This window comes from Sphingomonas sp. OV641, from assembly GCF_900109205.1.
In the GTDB taxonomy this organism is placed as follows: Bacteria; Pseudomonadota; Alphaproteobacteria; order Sphingomonadales; family Sphingomonadaceae; genus Sphingomonas.
In genome coordinates this window covers 291,582-311,149 of sequence record NZ_FNZB01000002.1, presented here as the reverse complement: position 1 = coordinate 311,149, position 19,568 = coordinate 291,582, and the positions used below count along the sequence as shown (strand labels likewise).

Annotated in this window: 22 protein-coding genes; 9 read left to right on the top strand and 13 right to left on the bottom strand. The window is 67.2% G+C overall.

The features are described 5' to 3' along the window. Positions 1–114: 114 nt before the first annotated feature. The 7 genes from BMX36_RS12390 to ubiG form a co-directional block, all read right to left on the bottom strand. A complete protein-coding gene (locus BMX36_RS12390) occupies positions 115–810 on the bottom strand; it encodes a peptidylprolyl isomerase (RefSeq protein WP_093065894.1) in 696 nt (231 codons plus the stop codon). Between the two features lie 132 nt (positions 811–942). After that, entirely contained in the window at positions 943–1,449 is a 507-nt protein-coding gene (gene coaD, locus BMX36_RS12385; RefSeq protein WP_066781475.1) for a pantetheine-phosphate adenylyltransferase, read from the bottom strand. A 2-nt stretch (positions 1,450–1,451) separates the two neighbouring features. Next, a complete protein-coding gene (locus BMX36_RS12380) occupies positions 1,452–2,348 on the bottom strand; it encodes a polyprenyl synthetase family protein (RefSeq protein WP_093065892.1) in 897 nt (298 codons plus the stop codon). Continuing rightward, entirely contained in the window at positions 2,345–2,581 is a 237-nt protein-coding gene (locus tag BMX36_RS12375) for an exodeoxyribonuclease VII small subunit (RefSeq protein WP_066781481.1), read from the bottom strand. Before BMX36_RS12375 ends, BMX36_RS12380 begins: the two co-directional genes overlap by 4 nt. A gap of 127 nt (positions 2,582–2,708) precedes the next feature. Further along, positions 2,709–2,915 (bottom strand): hypothetical protein, encoded by a 207-nt coding sequence (locus BMX36_RS12370; protein ID WP_066781482.1) that lies wholly within the window; start codon positions 2,913–2,915, stop codon positions 2,709–2,711. A gap of 122 nt (positions 2,916–3,037) precedes the next feature. Further along, complete coding sequence (locus BMX36_RS12365; RefSeq protein WP_256210784.1) at positions 3,038–5,131, bottom strand: S9 family peptidase; 2,094 nt, start codon at positions 5,129–5,131, stop codon at positions 3,038–3,040. 154 nt (positions 5,132–5,285) lie between these two features. Beyond that, complete coding sequence (gene ubiG, locus BMX36_RS12360; protein WP_066775746.1) at positions 5,286–6,047, bottom strand: bifunctional 2-polyprenyl-6-hydroxyphenol methylase/3-demethylubiquinol 3-O-methyltransferase UbiG; 762 nt, start codon at positions 6,045–6,047, stop codon at positions 5,286–5,288. A 54-nt stretch (positions 6,048–6,101) separates the two neighbouring features. Between ubiG and BMX36_RS12355 the strand changes: the two genes are divergently transcribed. After that, the gene (locus tag BMX36_RS12355; RefSeq protein ID WP_066775747.1) at positions 6,102–7,388 is read left to right on the top strand and encodes an aspartate kinase; all 1,287 of its coding nucleotides are present in this window, start codon (positions 6,102–6,104) and stop codon (positions 7,386–7,388) included. 4 nt (positions 7,389–7,392) lie between these two features. Here the strand turns inward: BMX36_RS12355 and BMX36_RS12350 are convergent, their stop codons facing one another. Beyond that, positions 7,393–8,874 carry an ABC1 kinase family protein gene (locus BMX36_RS12350; RefSeq protein ID WP_093066371.1) on the bottom strand — a complete coding sequence of 494 codons (1,482 nt, stop codon included), beginning with the start codon at positions 8,872–8,874 and terminating at the stop codon, positions 7,393–7,395. 5 nt (positions 8,875–8,879) lie between these two features. Further along, positions 8,880–9,296, bottom strand: a complete 417-nt coding sequence (locus tag BMX36_RS12345) for a secondary thiamine-phosphate synthase enzyme YjbQ (protein WP_066775788.1) — start codon at positions 9,294–9,296, stop codon at positions 8,880–8,882. A gap of 119 nt (positions 9,297–9,415) precedes the next feature. Between BMX36_RS12345 and BMX36_RS12340 the strand changes: the two genes are divergently transcribed. Further along, on the top strand, positions 9,416–10,402 hold the full coding sequence (locus BMX36_RS12340; RefSeq protein ID WP_093065888.1) for an NAD(P)H-dependent flavin oxidoreductase: 987 nt from the start codon (positions 9,416–9,418) through the stop codon (positions 10,400–10,402). A 49-nt stretch (positions 10,403–10,451) separates the two neighbouring features. Here BMX36_RS12340 and glsA read toward each other — a convergent pair whose 3' ends face one another. Next, positions 10,452–11,408 carry a glutaminase A gene (gene glsA, locus BMX36_RS12335; protein WP_093065886.1) on the bottom strand — a complete coding sequence of 319 codons (957 nt, stop codon included), beginning with the start codon at positions 11,406–11,408 and terminating at the stop codon, positions 10,452–10,454. A gap of 193 nt (positions 11,409–11,601) precedes the next feature. On the opposite strand from glsA, the gene BMX36_RS12330 reads away from it, so the two are divergent. The 7 genes from BMX36_RS12330 (at position 11,602) to pal (ending at position 17,389) form a co-directional block, all read left to right on the top strand. Continuing rightward, on the top strand, positions 11,602–12,522 hold the full coding sequence (locus tag BMX36_RS12330; RefSeq protein ID WP_093065884.1) for a hypothetical protein: 921 nt from the start codon (positions 11,602–11,604) through the stop codon (positions 12,520–12,522). A gap of 56 nt (positions 12,523–12,578) precedes the next feature. Next, complete coding sequence (ybgC, locus tag BMX36_RS12325) at positions 12,579–13,046, top strand: tol-pal system-associated acyl-CoA thioesterase (RefSeq protein WP_093065882.1); 468 nt, start codon at positions 12,579–12,581, stop codon at positions 13,044–13,046. Continuing rightward, complete coding sequence (tolQ, locus tag BMX36_RS12320) at positions 13,043–13,735, top strand: protein TolQ (protein WP_066775756.1); 693 nt, start codon at positions 13,043–13,045, stop codon at positions 13,733–13,735. The genes ybgC and tolQ overlap by 4 nt, the downstream gene beginning before the upstream one ends. Before the next feature lie 50 nt (positions 13,736–13,785). Continuing rightward, positions 13,786–14,211, top strand: a complete 426-nt coding sequence (tolR, locus tag BMX36_RS12315) for a protein TolR (RefSeq protein ID WP_177179128.1) — start codon at positions 13,786–13,788, stop codon at positions 14,209–14,211. A gap of 5 nt (positions 14,212–14,216) precedes the next feature. After that, on the top strand, positions 14,217–15,263 hold the full coding sequence (locus tag BMX36_RS12310; RefSeq protein ID WP_093065880.1) for a cell envelope biogenesis protein TolA: 1,047 nt from the start codon (positions 14,217–14,219) through the stop codon (positions 15,261–15,263). A gap of 147 nt (positions 15,264–15,410) precedes the next feature. Further along, on the top strand, positions 15,411–16,829 hold the full coding sequence (gene tolB / locus BMX36_RS12305) for a Tol-Pal system beta propeller repeat protein TolB (RefSeq protein ID WP_256210783.1): 1,419 nt from the start codon (positions 15,411–15,413) through the stop codon (positions 16,827–16,829). A 44-nt stretch (positions 16,830–16,873) separates the two neighbouring features. Then, positions 16,874–17,389, top strand: coding sequence for a peptidoglycan-associated lipoprotein Pal (gene pal, locus BMX36_RS12300; RefSeq protein ID WP_093065878.1), 516 nt, complete (start codon positions 16,874–16,876; stop codon positions 17,387–17,389). Between the two features lie 380 nt (positions 17,390–17,769). Here pal and BMX36_RS12295 read toward each other — a convergent pair whose 3' ends face one another. From BMX36_RS12295 to BMX36_RS12285, 3 genes are read right to left on the bottom strand one after another with little or no spacing between them, the layout of a single operon-like run. After that, on the bottom strand, positions 17,770–17,982 hold the full coding sequence (locus BMX36_RS12295) for a Trm112 family protein (protein ID WP_093065876.1): 213 nt from the start codon (positions 17,980–17,982) through the stop codon (positions 17,770–17,772). Beyond that, a complete protein-coding gene (locus BMX36_RS12290; RefSeq protein ID WP_093065874.1) occupies positions 17,979–18,596 on the bottom strand; it encodes an LON peptidase substrate-binding domain-containing protein in 618 nt (205 codons plus the stop codon). Before BMX36_RS12290 ends, BMX36_RS12295 begins: the two co-directional genes overlap by 4 nt. Then, positions 18,593–19,489, bottom strand: a complete 897-nt coding sequence (locus tag BMX36_RS12285; RefSeq protein ID WP_093065872.1) for a tetratricopeptide repeat protein — start codon at positions 19,487–19,489, stop codon at positions 18,593–18,595. Before BMX36_RS12285 ends, BMX36_RS12290 begins: the two co-directional genes overlap by 4 nt. Positions 19,490–19,568: the final 79 nt, after the last annotated feature.

Below are 19,568 nucleotides of genomic sequence, written 5' to 3'. Positions count from 1 at the left end.
CTGGGCCCCGGCCTCCGCCGGGGAGGCCGCTCTGCATCAAGAGGAGCGGTTAAACTCTAGCACTGGTCACAGCCGCTGTCGGCCCTTGGGGAGGGCCCTCAGTCCCTCAGCCCCTCAGCGTCGGGGCTTGGGTGCCTTCGCCGGCTTCGCGCCCGGAAGCGTGGCTGGCGCATCCAGCGAGGGCGGCGGGGCGACCGGCGCCGCCTGATAGGGCGGGGGATTGTCGGCGGCGATATAGGCGTGGAGGATGCGCGTGGGGTTTGCCGGCGGCTCGCCCTTCTCGATCGCATCGACATATTGCATGCCCTGAAGCACGCGGCCGAACACGGTATATTTCCCGTCCAGGCTGAGGCGCGGCATCAGCATGATGTAGAACTGGCTGTTGGCGCTGTTCTCGTCCTGCGCGCGGGCCGCGGCGACCGCGCCGCGCACGTGCGGGAGGTAATTGAACTCGGCCTTCACGTCCGGCAGGTCCGATCCGCCGGTGCCGTCACCCTGCGGATCGCCGCCCTGCGCCATGAAGCCGTCGATCACGCGGTGAAAGGTCAGGCCGTCGTAGAATTTGCGGCGCGTCAGGTTCTTGATCCGGCGCACCATGTCCGGCGCGACATCGGGGCGCAGCCAGATCGAAACGCGCCCGCCGCTCGACAGATCGAGCAGCCAGGTGTTTTCCAGATCGGTGGTCGGCGGCGGTGTGTAGCGCTGCTTGGAAGCGGTGGCGGTCGCCTGAATTTCAGGAGTCTTTTCCTGGGCCAAGGCCGGCCCCGCCAGCACTGCGGCCAGCATCGCGATCATTCCAACAAACCGCATCGTCTTCCCAACCAGATCGTTTGACCGGCGCCCTAGACCAGATCGCGCCTTGCGCCAAACTGAACTGCGGTGCCGGTCGCTTGCCTGCGGGACAGGATCGCCGTGCCGCCGCCAGACCGCCGCCTGCCGCCGTCAGCGCCCGCGCCGGCCCGTCTCCGCCACCCGCGCGACCACTTCCTCGCGCACCGCGGGTGACACGAACTTGCCGATCTCGCCGCCGAAAATGGCGATTTCCTTGACGAGCCGGCTGGCGATCGGCTGCAGCGCGACGTCTGCCATCAGAAAGACCGTCTCGATCCGGTCGTTCAGCTGCTGGTTCATGCCGGCCATCTGATATTCATATTCGAAATCCGCCACGGCGCGCAGGCCGCGCACGATGACGCTGGCACCCTCGCGCTCGGCAAAGTCCATCAGCAGCAGGTCAAAGCTGACCACGTCGATATTCGCATCCAGACTGGCGCATTCGCGGCGCACCATCATCATGCGTTCTTCCAGGCTGAACATCGGGCTTTTGGACGGATTGGTCGTCACGCCGATCACCAGCCGATCTACCAGCTTCGCGCCGCGGCGGATGATGTCCATGTGCCCGCGCGTGATCGGGTCGAAAGTGCCTGGATAAACGCCGATGCGAGAGGTCATGCTCAATGGTCCCTTTGCAGCACGAAGCGGGCGATGTCGCGGAGCAGATCCGCCTCGGGCCCGTAGTGGCGAAGATGCGCGATGGCCTGGTCGACCAGCAGCCGGCAGCGTTCGCGCGCCGGTTCCACGCCGAGCAGGGAGACAAAGGTCTCCTTGCCGGCGCCCGCGTCCTTGCGCAGCTTCTTGCCCGCCAGCGCCTCGTCCCCTTCCACGTCGAGCAGGTCGTCGACGATCTGGAAGGCGAGGCCGATGTCCCGGGCATAGCCGCGCAGGTGCGTCCGCCCCTCGGGCGGGAGGCGACCTAGGATCGCCCCGGCTTCCACCGCCGCCATGATCAGCGCGCCGGTCTTCATCGCCTGAAGCCGGGTAACGGTGGTGAGGTCGAAACTGGCGCGCTCCGCCTCCAGGTCCATCATCTGGCCGCCCGCCATGCCGGACGGCCCGGCAGCGCGGGCGAGATCGAGCACTAGCTCCGCGCGAACGAACGGATCGGCATGGGTCGCCGGATCGGCCAGCACCTCGAACGCGAGCGCATGAAGGCAATCACCCGCCAGGATCGCGGTCGCCTCGCCGAATGCCTTGTGAACGGTCGGGCGTCCACGGCGCAGATCGTCATCGTCCATCGCCGGCAAATCATCGTGGATCAGCGAATAGACGTGGATCGCCTCCAGCGCGATCGCCACGCGGCCGGCGCAATCCATGTCGCAGTTGAACAGCCGTGCGGTGGCAAAGACCAAGAGCGGCCGCAGCCGCTTGCCGCCGTCGATCGCCGCATGACGCATCGCGCGATACAGATCGGCGCGCGGATCGTCCGGCACGGTCAGGAGTGCGTCGAACCGGGCGTCGATCTCGCGCGCGGTATCGGCCAGCGCCGTGGCAAGCGCAGGGGAGGGGTTCATCCGGCGGTGAAGGGCGTGGTGGTGGCCCGGCCCTCGGCATCCAGCCGGATCGCCTCGATCCGCGCCTGGGCGGCGTCCAGCCGCTCCGCGCAGCGTGCGCGCAGCGCGTTGCCGCGTTCGTAAAGCTCGATTGCGTCCTGCAGCGGGGTTTCCCCGGACTCGAGACGTGCGACGATCGACTCGAGCTCCTTCAGCGCGGCCTCGAACGTCATGCTCTCCACGGGATTGTCCATGGCCGCGCTATGGGCCACGCCACGGCCAAGGGTCAAGGATACGCTCCTGCCGGCAATGGTTTGATGCGGCCGAACCGCGGCTGTGGCGTCAGTTTGCGGGCGCTGTCGCTGCGCTGTTCCGGCCGGATCAGCGCACCAGGCGCTGCGCCGTCCAGGTCACGAGGATGGAAGCGCTGGCAAGGCCGAGGTCGACAGCCGCCTGAAACCGCGCCGGCGAGGCATCGCGGCTGTCGTGCGTGAGGATCTGCACGTTGGCGCTGGGCGGATCCACGGTGGCAAGCGCCGCCAGTGACAGGGCGCCGACGGCGAGGGCGATCTGGCGACGGTTGTGCATGGCGGGCACGCTATCGCACCGGCGAATCGCGTGCAATCCGGCACAACCCTGATCAGGCGCCCTCTGCCTGCCGCCGCACCGGAGAAGTCCGGAACGGCGGCAGGCTTGCCCGGTTGCGGCGATCAGTTGGCCGGCGTCGCCCCGGTGTTGACGGGCGCCGCATTCCGATAGCGATCGAACCAGGCAAGGATCGCGCTCGCCTTTGCCGCCGATTGCGAGGGGCGGCTGGTGAAGCCGCCATGGCTGGCACCCGGCACCTTGACGAGCGCGGTGGGCACGTTGGCAATCTGGAGCGCGGCGTAATATTGTTCGCTCTCGCTGACGGGTGTGCGATAATCCTCGCTGCCGACGACCACCAACGTTGGCGTCTTGACGTTGCCGACAAGGCTCAGCGGCGAGCGATTCCAATAGCTCATGGGATCTTCCCACGGCAGCTTGGAGAACCAGTAGCGCGACGTGAACAGGGTGTTGTCCATGGTCAGCGCCTCGCTGATCCAGTTGATCACCGGCTTCTGCGTCGCCGCCGCCTTGAACCGGTTCGTCTTGCCGACGATCCACGACGTCAGCACGCCGCCGCCCGAGCCGCCGGTCACGAACAGGTTGTTCGGATCCGCCACACCTTCCGCGATCGTGGCGTCGACGGCGGCCATCAGGTCGTCATAGTCCTGGCTGGGATAGTTCTTGTCGATCAGATTGGCGAATTCCGCGCCATAGGAGGTGGAGCCGCGCGGGTTGGTCCACAACACCGCATAGCCGCCGGCGGCATAGAGTTGCACGTCGGTGGCGAAGGTCGGGCCATAGGCCGAATGCGGGCCGCCGTGGATCTCCAGGATCAGCGGCACGCGCGTGCCCGGCTGCCAGCCCGGCGGCGTGGCGAGCCAGGCGTCGATCGGGCGGCCATCGGCCGCGGTGACCGCCACCTTGCGCACCGGGGCCAGCGCCTTGGACGCGGTGAGCACCTGATTGAGGTTGGTCAGCCGGCGCGCCTTGCCGCCGCTGGTGACCCAGACGTCGGCGGGCGCCGAGGCATCGCCGCCGGTATAGGCGATGGTGCCGCTGCGCGAGATGGAGAAATCGCCGCCGGTGTACGGACGATCAAGCCCGCCGCCGGCGAGATTGTCCGCCATGGTCGTCATCCGGCCGTCCATGCCGATGCGGGCGAGCTTGCGCTGGCCCTTGTCGTCATAGCTGGCGTAGAGCGAGCGGCCGTCGCCGGCCCATTGCGCATCCTCGATTGAGCGGTCGAGCGATGCGGTGAGCGAACGCGGCGCGGCGGCATTGGCGTCGCCCACGTAAAGCTCGGCATTGGTGTAAGCGCGCCGCTTGTCGTCGAAGCCGATCCACGCGACCTTGCTGCCGTCGCTGGAGTAGCGCGGCGCCGCGTCGGGGCCGTCACGGCTGGTCAGCGTACGCATGGCGCCTGAATTGGCGTCCACCGCGATCACGTCCGAATTCATCACCTGCCGCTCGGCATCGGGGCCGCGGATGGCGGAGAACAGGATCGTGCGGCCGTCGTCGCTCCAGGACAGCGGGCCGCCGTCGTCGAAATTGCCGAAGGTTAGCTGCTGCGCCGCGCCGCCGTCGGCCCCGACAACGAACAGGTGATCATAGCCGGGCTTGCGATAGCCGGGGCCGTCGTTGCGATAGGTGACCCGGTCGATCACCTCCAGCGGCTCGGCCCATTTCGCGCCCTCGGGCTTCGCGGGTGCCTTGCCGAGCTTGGCCGGTTCGCCGGCGACCGTGGCGATATAGGCGAGGCGGGTGCCATCGGGTGACCAGGATAGGCTGTTGGGATCGCCCGGCAGGCTCGTCACCCGCGCGCTGGCGCCATTGCCGAGCCAGCGGACGAATAGCTGCGAGCGATCGCCGTCGCCTGCGACATAGGCGATGCGGGTGCCGTCGGGCGACCAGCGCGGGCTGGATCCGCTGGTGGCGAAAGGCGTCTGCCGGCCGCTCGCCACGTCGATGAGCCACAAGGAGGATTGCATCCGATCGGTCATGATGTCGCCGGTGCGGCGGACATAGACGATGGTGCGCCCGTCCGGGCTGATCTGCGGGTCGGCGGCGATCGACAGGCCGAACAGGTCGCTGCCGGTGAAGGTGCGGCTGGGCGCTTGCGCCGGGGCGGCATTCGGCTGCTGCTGTGCGGCGGCTGGCAGGGTGACGGCGGGGAGGGCGATGGCGGTGCAGGCGAGAAGACAGGCGAGAAGGCGCATCAAGATACTCCGAAGGACGGATGGCATCTTGAAGCGCGATCAGCCGGTGCTGGCAAGCGGCAGGTGGCTGAAGCGCGAGCAAATCTCTCCGCGCCGGAGAGGTTGGCGACAGCCGCCTCGCGACCTTTGGCTTCTTGGCCGTGCCGTACGCGGATCAGGCGCGCGTGGCAGTCACCAGATAGTTCAGCGTCAGGGTATCAGAGAGGCTGAAGCCGCTGGTGGGCGAATAGCTGATGCCGCGTGTGTCGCGCACTGCCAGGCCCGCATCGGCCAGCATCGCCGTCAGCTCCTCGGGCGTGATGAAGCGATCCCAGTCGTGCGTACCGCGTGGGATGCGGCCAGTGCCTTCCGCCAGCGTGATCATCGCCAGGCGCGACACCGGCGTGCGGTTCGGCGTGGACATGATCAGCAGGCCGCCCTCGGCCAGCGCGCCCGCGAGCCCGGCAACGAACGCCGCGGGATCGGCGACGTGCTCGATCACCTCCATGCACGTGACGAGATCGAATTGCTCGCCGCCCAGCGCCTCGATCCCTCCCGCGCGATAGTCGATTACCAGTCCGCTCGCGGCGGCATGGTCGCGGGCGACCGCGATATTCTCCGCCGCGGCATCGATCGCGGTGACGGACGCGCCCAGCCGCTTGAGCGGCTCCGCCAGCAGCCCGGCGCCGCAGCCGACGTCCAGCGCGCTTCTGTGGCCAAGCGGGGTGAAGCTGTCCGGATCGAGATCGAAATGCCGGTCGGCCTGCTCGCGGATATAGCGCAGCCGCACGGGGTTTAGCCGGTGGAGCATCGCGGAGGACCCGCGCGGGTCCCACCAATCCTTGGCCATGCCGCCGAAATGCGCCGCCTCGCGCGCGATCACGCTGGCATGATTGCCGGACGGAGCGGTATCAGTTGTTACAGTTGCGTCGGCCATGACCGCCTCCTATCAGGCGCGCCTGTTTTCCCCAAGCACTCCGAAAGTAGTCCCGTGGCCCGCATCGTCATGAAATTCGGCGGCACCTCGATGGCGGGGATCGAGCGCATTCGCTCGGTCGCGGCGCGGGTGAAACGCGAGGCGGCGGCGGGCAATGAAGTGGCGGTGGTCGTCTCCGCCATGGCGGGCGAAACCGACCGGCTGGTCAATTTCTGCCGCGAGGCGAGCGCGCTCTACGATCCCAAGGAATATGACGTGGTCGTCTCCGCCGGGGAGCAGATCACCAGCGGGCTGCTGGCGATCGCGCTTCAGGCGATCGGCGTACCGGCGCGTTCGTGGATGGGCTGGCAGCTGCCGGTCAACACGTCCGATGCCTTTGCCAAGGCGCGCATCGAGACGATCGATAGCGCAGCGCTGCTTGCCAGCATGGGCGCGGGCGAAGTGGCGGTGATCCCCGGCTTCCAGGGCGTGCACGCCAAGGAGGGCGAACGGGGCCGCGTCACCACGCTTGGCCGCGGTGGCTCCGACACGTCGGCAGTGGCGGTGGCGGCGGCGATCAAGGCCGATCGCTGCGACATCTACACCGATGTGGACGGCGTCTATACCACCGATCCGCGCATCGTGCCGCGCGCGCGCAAGCTCGCCAAGGTGACGTATGAGGAGATGCTGGAGCTCGCCAGCGTCGGCGCCAAGGTGCTGCAGACGCGATCGGTCGGCCTGGCGATGAAAGAGAATGTCCGCGTCCAGGTGCTGTCGTCGTTCACCGGCGAGGACGCGCCAATGGCGGATACATTGCCCGGAACGATGATCGTGGGCGAACAGGAGGTTGAAGACGTGGAACGCCAGCTGATCACCGGCATCGCGCACGATAAGAACGAGGCGAAGATCACGCTGACCGCGGTGCCCGACAAGCCGGGCTCGGTGTCGGCGATCTTCGAGCCGCTCGCCGCGGCGAACATCAACGTCGACATGATCATCCAGAATATCGCCCACGACCATGGCGCGCGGGGGACGGGGTCGACGGACGTGACCTTTACCGTGCCGTCCGCCGATCTGGCCCGCTCGATCGAGACGCTGAACCAGGCGCGCGAGGCGATCGGCTTCGCCGAACTGGTGCACGACACGCGCGTCGCGAAGATCAGCGTCGTTGGCGTCGGCATGCGCAGCCATGCGGGCGTGGCGAGCACCATGTTCTCGACCCTGGGCGCGCGCGGCATCAACATCCAGGCGATCTCGACCAGCGAGATCAAGGTCAGCGTGCTGATCCACGAGGACGAAACCGAGCTGGCCGTGCGCGTGCTGCACACCGCTTATGGCCTGGACGCCGACGAAGCGGCCTGAGCCGCTAGGTCAGCAGAACCGCCGCCGCAATGATCAGCGCGGCGACGATCAGCGCCGCCGCAATGAGGCGGCTGTCGAACGTCTGAGCCGGCGATGGGGCGGGCGGCGCCTCCGCGCGGCGGGCGAGCGCGCGGATGAGGCGCGGGAGATCGTCGCCGAGGCGGTCCACCTCCATGGCGACGGCAGCGGCGCGGCGCGACCAGCGTTCGGGTGACAGCCGCTCCATCACCAGCCGCCCGCTGGCGCGCCGCATCGCCGCCGCAAGATCGAAGTCCGGCTCGATCGCGCCGAGCACGCCGTCGAGCGTGATCAGCGCCTTGAAGAGCAGCAGCAGATCGGGCGGAAAGGCGAGCTTTTCCTCCCGCAGCGTCCCGAACAGGTCCGCGACGAGATCGGCGAGCACCAGCCGCCGGCCGTGGCGAACCACCAGCCCTTCCGCGATCGGCAGGAAGCGGGATATCTCCGCCTCGCGCTCCGCCCAGCGGGCCAGCGTTTCGGCGAGCAGTGCGGGGTCGTCCGTCACCAGCGCCTGGACGAAGGCGATGAATTCCTCGCGGCGGCGCGGGCTGACATGCCCGATCAGCCCGAAATCGATCATGCCGATGCGATCGCCCGGCAGACACAGGAGGTTGCCGGGATGCGGATCGCCGTGGAAGCGGCCGTTTATCAGGGCCATCTGTAGCACGATGTCGGCGCCCGATGTGGCGATCACCGCCGGATCGATCCCGGCATCGCGCAGCGCCTGCGCATTGCGCGGCGCAATGCCGGCGAGGTGATCCATCACGATCACCGCCTCGGACGTATAGTCCCAATGGACGCGCGGAATGACAACGCGAGGATCGCGGACGAAATCCTCCCGCAGCAGATCGGCGTTGCGGCCTTCATTGGCGAAGTCGAGCTCGCCCAGGATCGCGCTGCCCAGCTGGCGGACGAGCTTGGTCGCACCGAAGCGGCGTGCCTCGGCATTGGATCGCTCCATGACGCGGGCCACCTCGCCCAGCAGACGAAGGTCCGCCTCCATACGCGGACGGATGCCAGGGCGGCGGATCTTGACCACGACATCAGTGCCATCGTGAAGCGTCGCGCGGTGCACCTGCGCCATTGAGGCGGCAGCCAGCGGTTCGGGATCGAAATGGGCAAAGACCGTTTCCGGTGGCTCGCCAAGCGCGGCCTCCACTGCCGGGCGCAGATCATCGAAGGGCAGGCGGGGTGCGGCGCTTTGCAAATGTTCGAATGCCGCGATCCAGTCAGGCGGCAGGATATCCGCGCGGGTCGCCATGATCTGGCCGAGCTTCACCCAGGTCGGGCCAAGCGCCTCCAGCGCGCGGCGGGTGCGATCGGGCAGGTCGAACGGCTCGGGCTGGTCCTGCGCGCTGCCGAGGCCCAGGCGCGCAAGCAGCACGTCGAGGCCAAAGCGTGACATGACGGCGGCGACTTCGCTCAGCCGAGCGCGATCGCGGGCGGCGACCTTCAACGTGGCAAGCATCCCGATCACTCGCCGATCAGGTGAAGCGCGATCTGCCGGCGGTGCGCCGCGCGGCGATGTTCGAAAAGGTAGATGCCCTGCCATGTGCCGAGCACCGGGCGGCCGCCCACGACGGGGATCGACAGGCTGGTGGCGGTTAGCGCCGCGCGGAGGTGCGCGGGCATGTCGTCCGGCCCCTCGTCGTCATGCTCATAGTCGCGCGATTCGGGGGCGATGCGGGCAAGATAGCGTTCGAGATCACGGCGTGCGGCTGGCGCGGCGTTTTCCTGGATCAGCAAGGAGGCGGAGGTGTGGCGGATGAAAAGCGTGAGCAGCCCCTGATCCACGCCGGTGGATGTGACCCAGCCGGTGACATCGCGGGTGAATTCATGAAGGCCTTGGCCGGGCGAAGTGACGATCAATTCGGTGGCGTGCTGCCGCATGTTTGTCTCCGCCGCGCGACCGGTGTAGCGGCGCGGTGATGAACGATACCACGATCGAGCGCCCAGGTTCCCCTCAGGCCGGTTCCCCTCAGGCCGGTTCCGCCCGCCTATCGCGCCGCATGGAGCGGGGCGCTGCATTCCTCGGCAGCGAGGTGGCCATCATGGCCGGCGCGATGAGCTGGGTGAGCGAGCGCAACCTTGTCGCCGCCATGTCCAATGCCGGCGGCTTTGGCGTGATCGCCTGCGGCGCGATGACGGTCGACCTGCTCGATGCCGAAATCGCCGCGACCAAGGCACTGACCGATAAGCCGTTCGGCGTGAACCTGATCACCATGCACCCCGATCTGATGGCGCTGATCGAGGTATGCGCGAAGCATGAGGTCGGTCATGTCGTCCTCGCCGGCGGGCTGCCGCCCAAGGGCTCGCTGGAGGCGATCAAGGCTTCCGGCGCCAAGGTGATCTGCTTTGCCCCCACGCTGGCGCTGGCGAAGAAGCTGATCCGCTCGGGCGCGGACGCGCTGGTGATCGAGGGCTCCGAAGCGGGCGGGCACATCGGGCCGGTTTCCACGAGCGTGCTGGCGCAGGAGATCCTGCCGGCGATCGCCAACGATGTCCCGGTGTTCATCGCCGGCGGGATTGGCCGCGGCGAAGCGATCGCGGGCTATCTCGACATGGGTGCCGCCGGCGTCCAGCTCGGTACGCGCTTTGTCTGCGCAACCGAATCGATCGCGCATCCCCGGTTCAAGCAAGCGTTCATCCGCGCCTCGGCCCGCGATGCGGTGGCAAGCGTGCAGATCGATCCGCGCCTGCCGGTGATCCCCGTTCGCGCGCTGAAGAATGCGGGCGGAGAGCTGTTCACCGCCAAGCAGCGCGAGGTGGCGCAATCGTTGGACGAGGGCGCCGTCGCGATGGCCGAGGCGCAGCTTCAGATCGAACATTATTGGGCCGGCGCGCTGCGCCGCGCGGTGATCGACGGCGATGTCGAGCACGGCAGCGTGATGGCCGGGCAGTCGGTCGGCATGGTGACCAGGGAAGAGCCGATCGCGGACATCATCGCCGCGCTGATGGCGGAAGCGGCGCAGGCGCTGGAGCAGCGCGCAGCCTGAGCCGCTTTTCGCTGGCGTGCCCGCTTGTCCAGGAGGCGGGCACGGCCGTTCACCCGATCATGGGCGGGCCGAAGACGGACCAGCCGGTGCGATGCGCCAGCATCTCCAGTGCGCGCACGCCCAGCATCGAATTGCCATGCTGGTCAAGGTTGGGTGACCAGACGGCGACCGCCGCTGTTTCGGGAACGATCGCCAGAATGCCGCCGCCGACGCCGCTCTTCGCCGGCAGTCCGACGCGCAGCGCAAAATCGCCCGATCCATCATAATGGCCGCACGTCATCATCAGCGCGAGCAGCTTGCGCATGCGGCGCGCGACAGCATCCGCTTCCGCGTCGTCCGGCTGGCGGCGGGTGCGCGCCAGGAACAGCCCGGTCCGGGCCAGCCCCTCGCAGTCCAGCGTGATCGCACATTGATTGACATAGGCCTCCATCACCTCGTCCGGCGGTGAGTGGAGATTGCCGTGATGGCGCATGAAGCTCATCATCGCACGGTTGAGATCGCCGCCTTCCTGCTCGGAGGCGAGGACGTCCGGGTCGAGATCGACCATTTCCAGCCCGCCATGGTGGCGCACGAAATCGACCACTGCGCTTGCCTGTGAATCGTCGCCCAGTTCCTCGACCAATATGTCCACCACGGCCAGGGCGCCGGCGTTGACGAACGGGTTGCGCGGGATGCCCTTTGTTCGCTCCAGATCCACGATCGAGTTGAACGGATCGCCGGACGGCTCGCGCCCGACACGTTCGAAGATGCCGTCGCCCACGGCGCAAAGCGCAAGCTCCAGGGCGAAAACCTTGGCGATGCTCTGCAACGGGAATGGCGTCTGCGCTGCGCCGCCAGACACCAGATCGCCGCTTGTTGTCACAACGGCGATGCCGAAGGGGCCGGGTGCCAGCCCCTCCTCCTTTGCGTCGGCGGCGCGCTCGATCTCTTGTGCCTCGTCGCTGATCTCTCGGGCGATCTGCGTCACGATCGCTTTCAGTTCCTCCACCGCCCGGGTTCGCGTCATGCCTGCTCCGCCATTGATCTGATCGTGTCGCACAACGTCGACCGGCGAAATCGGTGCCCTGCAGGGCTCGGTGCGAAGCCGTGTCCTTGGTGCAACGGCGTGCAAGGAAACGGGATCGGGCAGGGGATCCGGCGCCCTTTACCTTGCATTCACCCAATCACCGGCACAGCATTCCGGGGATAACGGAGCCGCCATGTCACGCGTAACGCAAGCCGTCGTCGCTGTCGCAGCCATTGCTGCGGTTGCAGCCTGCGCCTCCCGGCCGAAGGAAGTGGCGGTGGTCATGCCGCCGCCCGAGCCGGCACCGGTGCCGGTTCATGTCACGCCGCCGATCACGCCGATCAATCGCGGGCTCTCGCCAGCGGCGACCGTGTGGCACATGCGGGTGGCGCTGAACGTCGCGGCCCTCGCCTGTCGCGGCGCGCAGGAGGCGGTGATCGTGCAGCGCTACAATGCGATGCTGGCCAATCACAAGACCATGCTGGCCAGCGCCGAGACTCAACTGTCTGACCAGTATCGCGCCGGTGGCGGGGACTGGCAGGACCGGTACGACGATGCCATGACCAAGCTCTACAACTTCTTCTCCCAGGCGCAGGCGCGCGATGCCTTTTGCACTGCCGCCGCCGCGACGCTGGCGGAAACCGAACGGCTTGGCCCCGGCGAGTTGCAGATGTTCGCCGCCGCCGTCCTGCCGACTCTTGATGCGCCGTTTGCGGAGATGCTGGCGCCCCGGCCGATGATCGCAGTCGCCGCGCCGGTGACAGCGCCTGTGGTTGGCGCTGCGCCGATTGCCGCGGCTCCCGTGGCAACGCGCGTCGCTGCCGTGGCTCCTGCTGCGGTGGTTGACCCGCGGGTGTCATCGCCTGCATCCGGCGCCACGACGCTTGCCGAACGCACCGGGGCCGCCGGCCCGGCGATCGCGGCCGCCGCGGTAATGAAACCGGCCGGAGCCAGGCCGAAACAGCCCGCCGGCGCTGCCTTGTCGCCCGCCGTTGGCACGCCCCGTGCGGCCGTGGCCACGCGTGCGGCGTCACCGGCTGCGGCGGAAGATGCCCCGGCCGTTGCGCAGCGGGTGCCTTGGATCGAGGTCGATACCGCCGTCTTCAAGGACTGACCGGATCGGCTCCATGGGGCTACCCGAGCCCGCAACGTTCGGTTAACAACGGCGAAATGGAAACCGGCCAAGCCGACCAGCCGCTGGAAGGGCGCTTTGCCGGCGTGGAACATCGCCTGCCGGTGCGCGTCTATTTCGAGGACACGGACCTGTCGGGCGTGGTCTATCACGCCAATTACCTCCGCTTCATGGAACGCGCGCGTTCGGACATGCTCCGCCTGGCGGGCGTGGATCAGCGCGCGGCGCATGATGCGGGGCTGGGGGCCTATGCGGTGGCGAGCCTCGCCATCCGTTACATCGCGCCGGCGCGGCTGGACGATGCACTGGTCGTGTTCACCCAGGTGACGGCGGTTCGCGCGGCCAGCGTTTCCATTCATCAAAGAGTCATGCGCGACGCGCTTGTGCTGGCGGAGGCGGATGTCGTGGCGGCGCTGGTGGCGCCGTCGGGGCGGCCGCGCCGGCAACCGCGAGACTGGATCGACCGTTTTGCCGCGCTTGTCGACAAGGGGGAAAAGAGGCCTTGAACCCGTTCTTCAATACCGACGCTGCCACGCTCTCACCTATTGCCCTGTTCCTGCAGGCCGATTGGGTGGTGAAGCTGGTGATGTTCGGCCTGCTCGCCGCAAGCATCTGGACCTGGGCGATCATCTTCATGTTCTGGCGCAAGCTGGGTCGCACGCGGCGCGCCACCGAGACGTTTGAGCGCGATTTCTGGAAGGCGGACGACATCGATGCCTTCTACAAGACGCGAGCTGACGAGGATCTGCCGAGCGCGCGCGTTTTTGCGGCGGGCGTTGCCGAATGGCGCCGCTCCACGCAGGGTGCGGTGATCGATCGCGGCGGCACGCGTGAGCGGTTGGCGACGACGATGGGCGCAGCCGTTGCCAGCGAGATCGACAAGCTGTCGGACCGGCTGAACGTGCTGGCGACCGTCGGATCGGTGGCACCGTTTGTCGGCCTGTTCGGCACGGTGTGGGGCATCATGCGCAGCTTCACCAGCATTGCCAGCCAGCAGAATACCAGCCTGGCCGTGGTGGCGCCCGGCATCGCGGAGGCGCTTTTTGCGACGGCAATCGGCCTGTTCGCGGCGATCCCGGCCGTGATCGCGTACAATCGCTTCAGCCACGCTATTAATCGTATCGAGGCGCGGCTCAATCGCTTCGCCGATGGTTTCCACGCGACGCTCTCGCGTCAGCTGGACCGCGAGCGGTGAGGGGCGTCATGGGCCATCTTGCGCCGGCTCGGGAGCGCTGAGAGGTGGCGATGCAGCTTCCTTCGCAGCGATCGGGCGGCCGCCGTGCACCGATGGCAGACATCAACGTGACGCCGCTTGTCGACGTCATGCTGGTGCTGCTGATCATCTTCATGGTCACCGCGCCGCTGCTGACGGCCGGCGTGCCCGTAAATCTGCCAGACAGCCGCGCCAAGCCGCTGGATCAGGACAAGCAGCCGACCGAAATATCGCTGGACGCCGACGGCCGGATCTTCATCGCCAAGGATGAGGTGTCCGAAGACGCGCTGGCCGAACGGCTCGATGCAATCGCGGCGCAGTCTGGCGAAGGGGATCCGCCGCAAGTGTATCTGCGTGCCGATCGCGCGCTGGATTACGGGCGTGTGATGCGCGTGATGGGTGAACTCAACCGCGCCGGGCTGAATCGCGTCGCTCTGGTGACGATCGGGGACGAGTGACCCGAATGGAGCGGTCGGAAAAGGTCGGGCTTGGAGTAGCAGGCGCAGGGCATCTGATCCTGTTCGGGCTGCTGTCGGTCGGCTTTCTATCGACCCCCAATCCGGAAAAGCTGAAGCAGCAGCCGATCGACGTCAGCCTGGTGAAAGACGTCGGGCTGGAGGCGACCGCACCGCAAGCGGTGGAGGAGCCGGCGCAATCGATCGCGCCCGAGACTGGCGAGCCGGACGATGCCGCGCCGCCCGCTCCCTCGGAGCCAGCACCTGCGCCGGAGCCGGCACCCGTACCGCCGCAACCGCAGCCCAAACCAGCGCCGCCCGAGCCTGCGCCGAAGCCTGCGCCAAAGCCGAAGCCTGCGCCGCCCAAGCCGGCGCCAGCACCCAAACCTGCCGAGAAGCCCAAGCCCCGACCCGATCCGGCCGCCGAGCGCGCCGCGGCCCAGAAAGCCGCCGCCGCGAAGGAAGCAGCGGAAAAGAAGGCAGCTGCGGCCGCCAAGGCCAAAGCGGCTGCCGAGGCGAAGGCCAAGGCCGCAGCCGACGCCAAGGCCAAAGCGGCTGCCGATGCAAAGGCGAAGGCAGCGGCGGCAGCAAAGGCGCGCGGTTCGGGATCGGACAGCGAATCGAAGAGCGCGCGGCCGCGCGGCGGTCGTCTCGGGGATGACTTCCTCAAGGGCCTGACCAGCGAACCATCGAAGAGTCGCAGCCAGACGCCGCGCGCGGCGAAGATCGATGCCACCGCTCTTGCATCGATCGTCCAGGCGATCGCGCGGCAGATCCAGCCCTGCGCCGATCGGCAGGTCGACCCAGGTCCGGGCGCCAATGAAATCGTGACGACGCTGAACCTGCGCCTGAACGAGAATGGCACGCTGGCCGCCACGCCCACCATGGTCCGCCAGACCGGAGTCACCGCCCAGAACGAACGCTATGCCCAGCGCGTCAAGGATCTGGGCATTGCGGCGTTCAAGGGTTGTTCGCCGCTGAAGCTGCCGCCGGAATATTATGACACGCCCAACGGCGGTTGGAACAACATCAACTTCAAATGGAAGCTGCGGTGACGATTGGCTGAGGCGCTTTCGCGGTGCGTAGCCGGCACTTGCTGGTCGGATCGCGGCCGCTACATGCGCCGTTCATCTAAGCCCGTGGATGGGGCAGGATGCGCTCCGATCCGGGAGCCGGGCCCACGTCCGAGTGAGAGGAAGACGATGAAACGCTTTGCCCTGTTGGCCCCGCTCATGCTCGCGATGCCGGTGATCGCGCAGGACGTGCCGCCAACGCCGCTAGTGGTGCCCGGGACAGCTGCCCAGAGTCAGGCGCCGGGCCAGCCCGAGCCCGTAGGGGCGCTGGCGCAGACCGCCGGCGGGCCGCTGGAAGTCGACGTGACCGGTGGCATTTCCGCGCCGATGCCGATCGCCATCCCGGCGATGCCGGCAGCCGCGATCGCGCAGACACCGGCGGGATCGACGGATGCGCTCGGCCGTCAGCTTGCCGAAATCGTGACGAACGACCTGCGCAATTCCGGCCTGTTCAATCCCTTGTCCCCGGCACAGTTGCGCACGGTATCATTCCCTGAGGTGACGGCGCCCGCCTTCGATTACTGGGGCGGCACCGGATCGCAGGCGCTGGTACAAGGCTATATTCGTGCCAATGGCGACGGCACGCTGACGGTTGGCTGCTACCTTTTCGACGTGTCAGCGCAGACCGAACTGATGCGCCAAGGCTTCGTGGTGCCGCCATCGGACTGGCGCCGCGCGGCGCACAAATGCGCCGACATGGTCTACACCCGGCTGACCGGCGAGGGACCGTATTTCGACAGCCGCGTCGTCTATGTTTCCGAGACGGGACCCAAGGGCAAACGCATCAAGCGCCTGTCGATCATGGATCAGGACGGCGCCAATCACCGCTTTCTGACCAATGGCCAGTCGATCGTGCTGACCCCGCGCTTTTCGCCGAACCAGCAATCGATCGTGTACATGAGCTATGTCGGCCGTGTGCCGGCGATCTACGTCTATGAAATCGGCTCCGGGCGGCAGCGGCTGGTGGTGCAAAATGTCGCCACCACCTTCGCCCCGCGCTTCTCGCCGGATGGCCGCTGGATCCTCTTCTCCATGGCGTCGGGTGGCAACACCGATCTCTATCGCGTCGCGGCGGGAGGCGGCACGCCGCAGAAGCTGACGAACTCGCCCGGGATCGACACCGGCGGCAGCTATTCGCCCGATGGAAGCCGGATCGTGTTCGAGAGCGATCGTTCCGGCGGGCAGCAGCTTTACGTGATGAATGCTGACGGATCGAACCAGCAACGCATCAGCTTCGGTGGAGGTCGCTATGGTACGCCGGCGTGGAGCCCGCGTGGCGACATGATCGCGTTCACGCGCATGTCAGGCGGGTTTCGCATCGGCATCATGAGCCCGAACGGCTCGGGTGAGAAGATCCTGACCAACAGCTGGCATGATGAGGGCCCGTCGTGGGCGCCGAACGGCCGGGTGCTGATGTTCTATCGCTCGGCGCAGGGGCGTAGCGGCAAGGCGGATCTCTGGTCGGTCGATCTGACCGGCGTAAACGAGCGCCGCGTGCCGACGCCGCTGGACGGTTCGGATCCTTCATGGGGTCCGATCCGGCCGTGAATTTGATATCGGGGCAAACGGGGACGGAATATGGGAGAAAAAGAATGGCGAGACTGACCACCACCATCCTGCTCGCGACTGCGCTGGTCACCACGGCCGCCTGCTCGAAGAAGCGGCCGGAGGTTCTGCCGCCCGCGCCGGGTGAGGCGCCTGCCGAGACGACCGGTCCGACCGGTCCGACAGAGGGGGCCGTCGTTCCGGGCTCGTCCGAGGACTTCAAGCGTTCGGTGACGAGCGACACGGTGAATTTCGGTCTCGACCAATATGATATCGATGGCACCGCGCGCGGCATCCTCGACAGCCAGGTTGTGTGGCTGCAGCGCTATGCGAACGTGCGCGTGACGATCGAGGGCCATGCCGACGAGCGCGGCACGCGAGAGTATAATCTGGCGCTCGGCGATCGCCGCGCCAACGCTGCGAAGAACTATCTGGTGGCGCGCGGAATCTCACCCAGCCGCATCACCACGATCAGCTACGGCAAGGAACGCCCGCTGGCGCTTGGATCGGACGAAGAAAGCTGGGCACGCAATCGCCGCGCTGTGACGGTGGTCCTGAACTGATCCTGCCTGGAGCCGTGCTGGGCATTGGCCGGCACGGCTTTAACAGATTAGGTAAGCACACCCTCGGTCAACGACCAGCGACGAAAAGAAGCGGGCGTCCGCGCCGTTTCGCGAACGCCCGCACGAGCAGCGGCGGCGATGAGGGAGCGAGACGCGCCGCTGCAAGCGTCAGGCGGCGCCCACGGACGGTGCCAAAGCCCAGATGGTGAGCAGGAAGCCGGCAAACAGCGCCGGGAAAAAGCTCGGACGATGCATTGTTCGTCTCCTTTCCCGAGCGCAGATGGCAGGGTGGAGCCCGGTCGTCAGCGGCGTAGCGACCGGAACGCCGCCAGTGCGACAAGCACGTATCTGTGCGCGACGAAGCTGCGGGGGGCGGCGCCTCAGTCCGGCTCAACGGGGGATATTGCGTCTTTCGCCGTACTGCCGGCAAGCGGGCGCGCTTCCTCGATCAGCAGCACCGGAACGCCACCTCGGATAGGGTAGGCGAGGCCCGCTGCGGTCGATACCAATTCGTTCGACGTGCTGTCGAAGGCGAGCGGCGTCCGCGTGACGGGACAGACAAGCCGCTCAAGCAACCAAGGATCGATCGTCATTGCAGCGTGACGCGATCGTCGCCGTCATGGCGGCCGAAGAACTGCATCAATTGCACGATCAGATCGGCCCTTATTGTGATCCCTTCGGCCTCCAAAAGGGCCTGTTTGGCCGCAACGTCGAACGGCGCAATCTGCGCGATCCCGTTCACGAGGCTCTGGTCGTCCAGTCGGGACACGGCCTCCCAATCCACCGCATAACCTTGGTTCTCGGCGAAGCGGCGCGCCTCCATTTCGAGCGATGCGCGCGCGCCGAGCGAGAGGGTTTCGGGTTCGCCGGCGGGTACAAGCTCCGCCTCCACCTGGCGGAACAGCGTGCTTACATCCAGCTCGCGCAGCACCCGGAAAAGCGACAGACCCTCCAGCACCAGATTGGACCGGCCATCATCCAGCATCTCGATTTCGGCGATGCGACCCACGCAGCCGATGTCGTAGAGTGCCGGCCGGTCGCCGGCCCCTGCCTCCATGATGCGCGGTTGGATCATGCCAATGCGCCGGTCGCGCGCCATCGCGTCCGAAACCATGGCGCGGTAGCGGGGCTCGAAGATGTGCAGCGGGAGGTGCATGCCCGGGAAGAGCAGGGCGCCGGGCAGGGGAAAGATAGATAGGCGCGTCATCCGAACAGAATGGCGGACAGGCGACGACGCTGGGCCGACACCCAGGGATCCTCCAGCCCGACCACTTCAAAGAGCTTCAGCAACTGCTGGCGGGCAGCGCCCTCGTTCCAATCGCGATCCTGCGCGGTGATCGCGAGGAAGCCATCGGCGGCCGCATCCCGGTCGCCAGCCGCCATCTGCGCATTGGCCAGATCGAAGCGCGCCTGGAGATCGCCAGGGTTTGCCGCCACGGCGGCCTCCAGCGGAGCGAGATCGCTCACCTGCGGCGCGGATCGGGCGAGCGCCAGCGCAGAACGGGCCCGTTCGAGATCGGGGCGGCCAGTGACATCCTCGGGCAGATCCTGAAGGGCAGCTTCCGCTTCCTCATGGGCGCCGGCTGCCACCAGCGCCCGGATCCGGCCGGACAGTACCGCCGGATGATCAGGCGCCATTTCAAACAGCTGGTCGAAGATCGACAGCGCGCGCTCCACGTCACCTTCGCCGAGCACCTGCTCGCCCATCGCGATCAGCGGCTCGAGTTCTGCCTCCTGCGCCTGTGCATCGCCTTCAATCGGCAATTGGCGCAGCAATTGATCAAGCGTGGCGCGCAGCTGGGATTCGGTACGGGCGTTGGTCAGGTCGGCAACCAACTGGCCCTGGAACATCGCGTAAACGGTGGGGATCGAGCGGACCTGGAATTGCGACGCGATGAACTGGTTCTTGTCCGTATCGACCTTGGCGAGCACGACGCCCTTGTCGGCGTAAGCGGCCGCGACCTTTTCGAGCACTGGGGCGAGTGCCTTGCACGGGCCACACCATTCGGCCCAGAAATCGATGATGACCAGCTTCGTCATCGACGGTTCGACCACGTCGCGGCGGAACGCCTGAACGGCTTCCTTTTCCGCGGCACTCATTCCCAACGTAGCCAAGGGCTGCTCCCGATTAGTCGTTCGCCCCCTTATGTGGTGACGGGCCGGGGGAAGCAAACCCCCC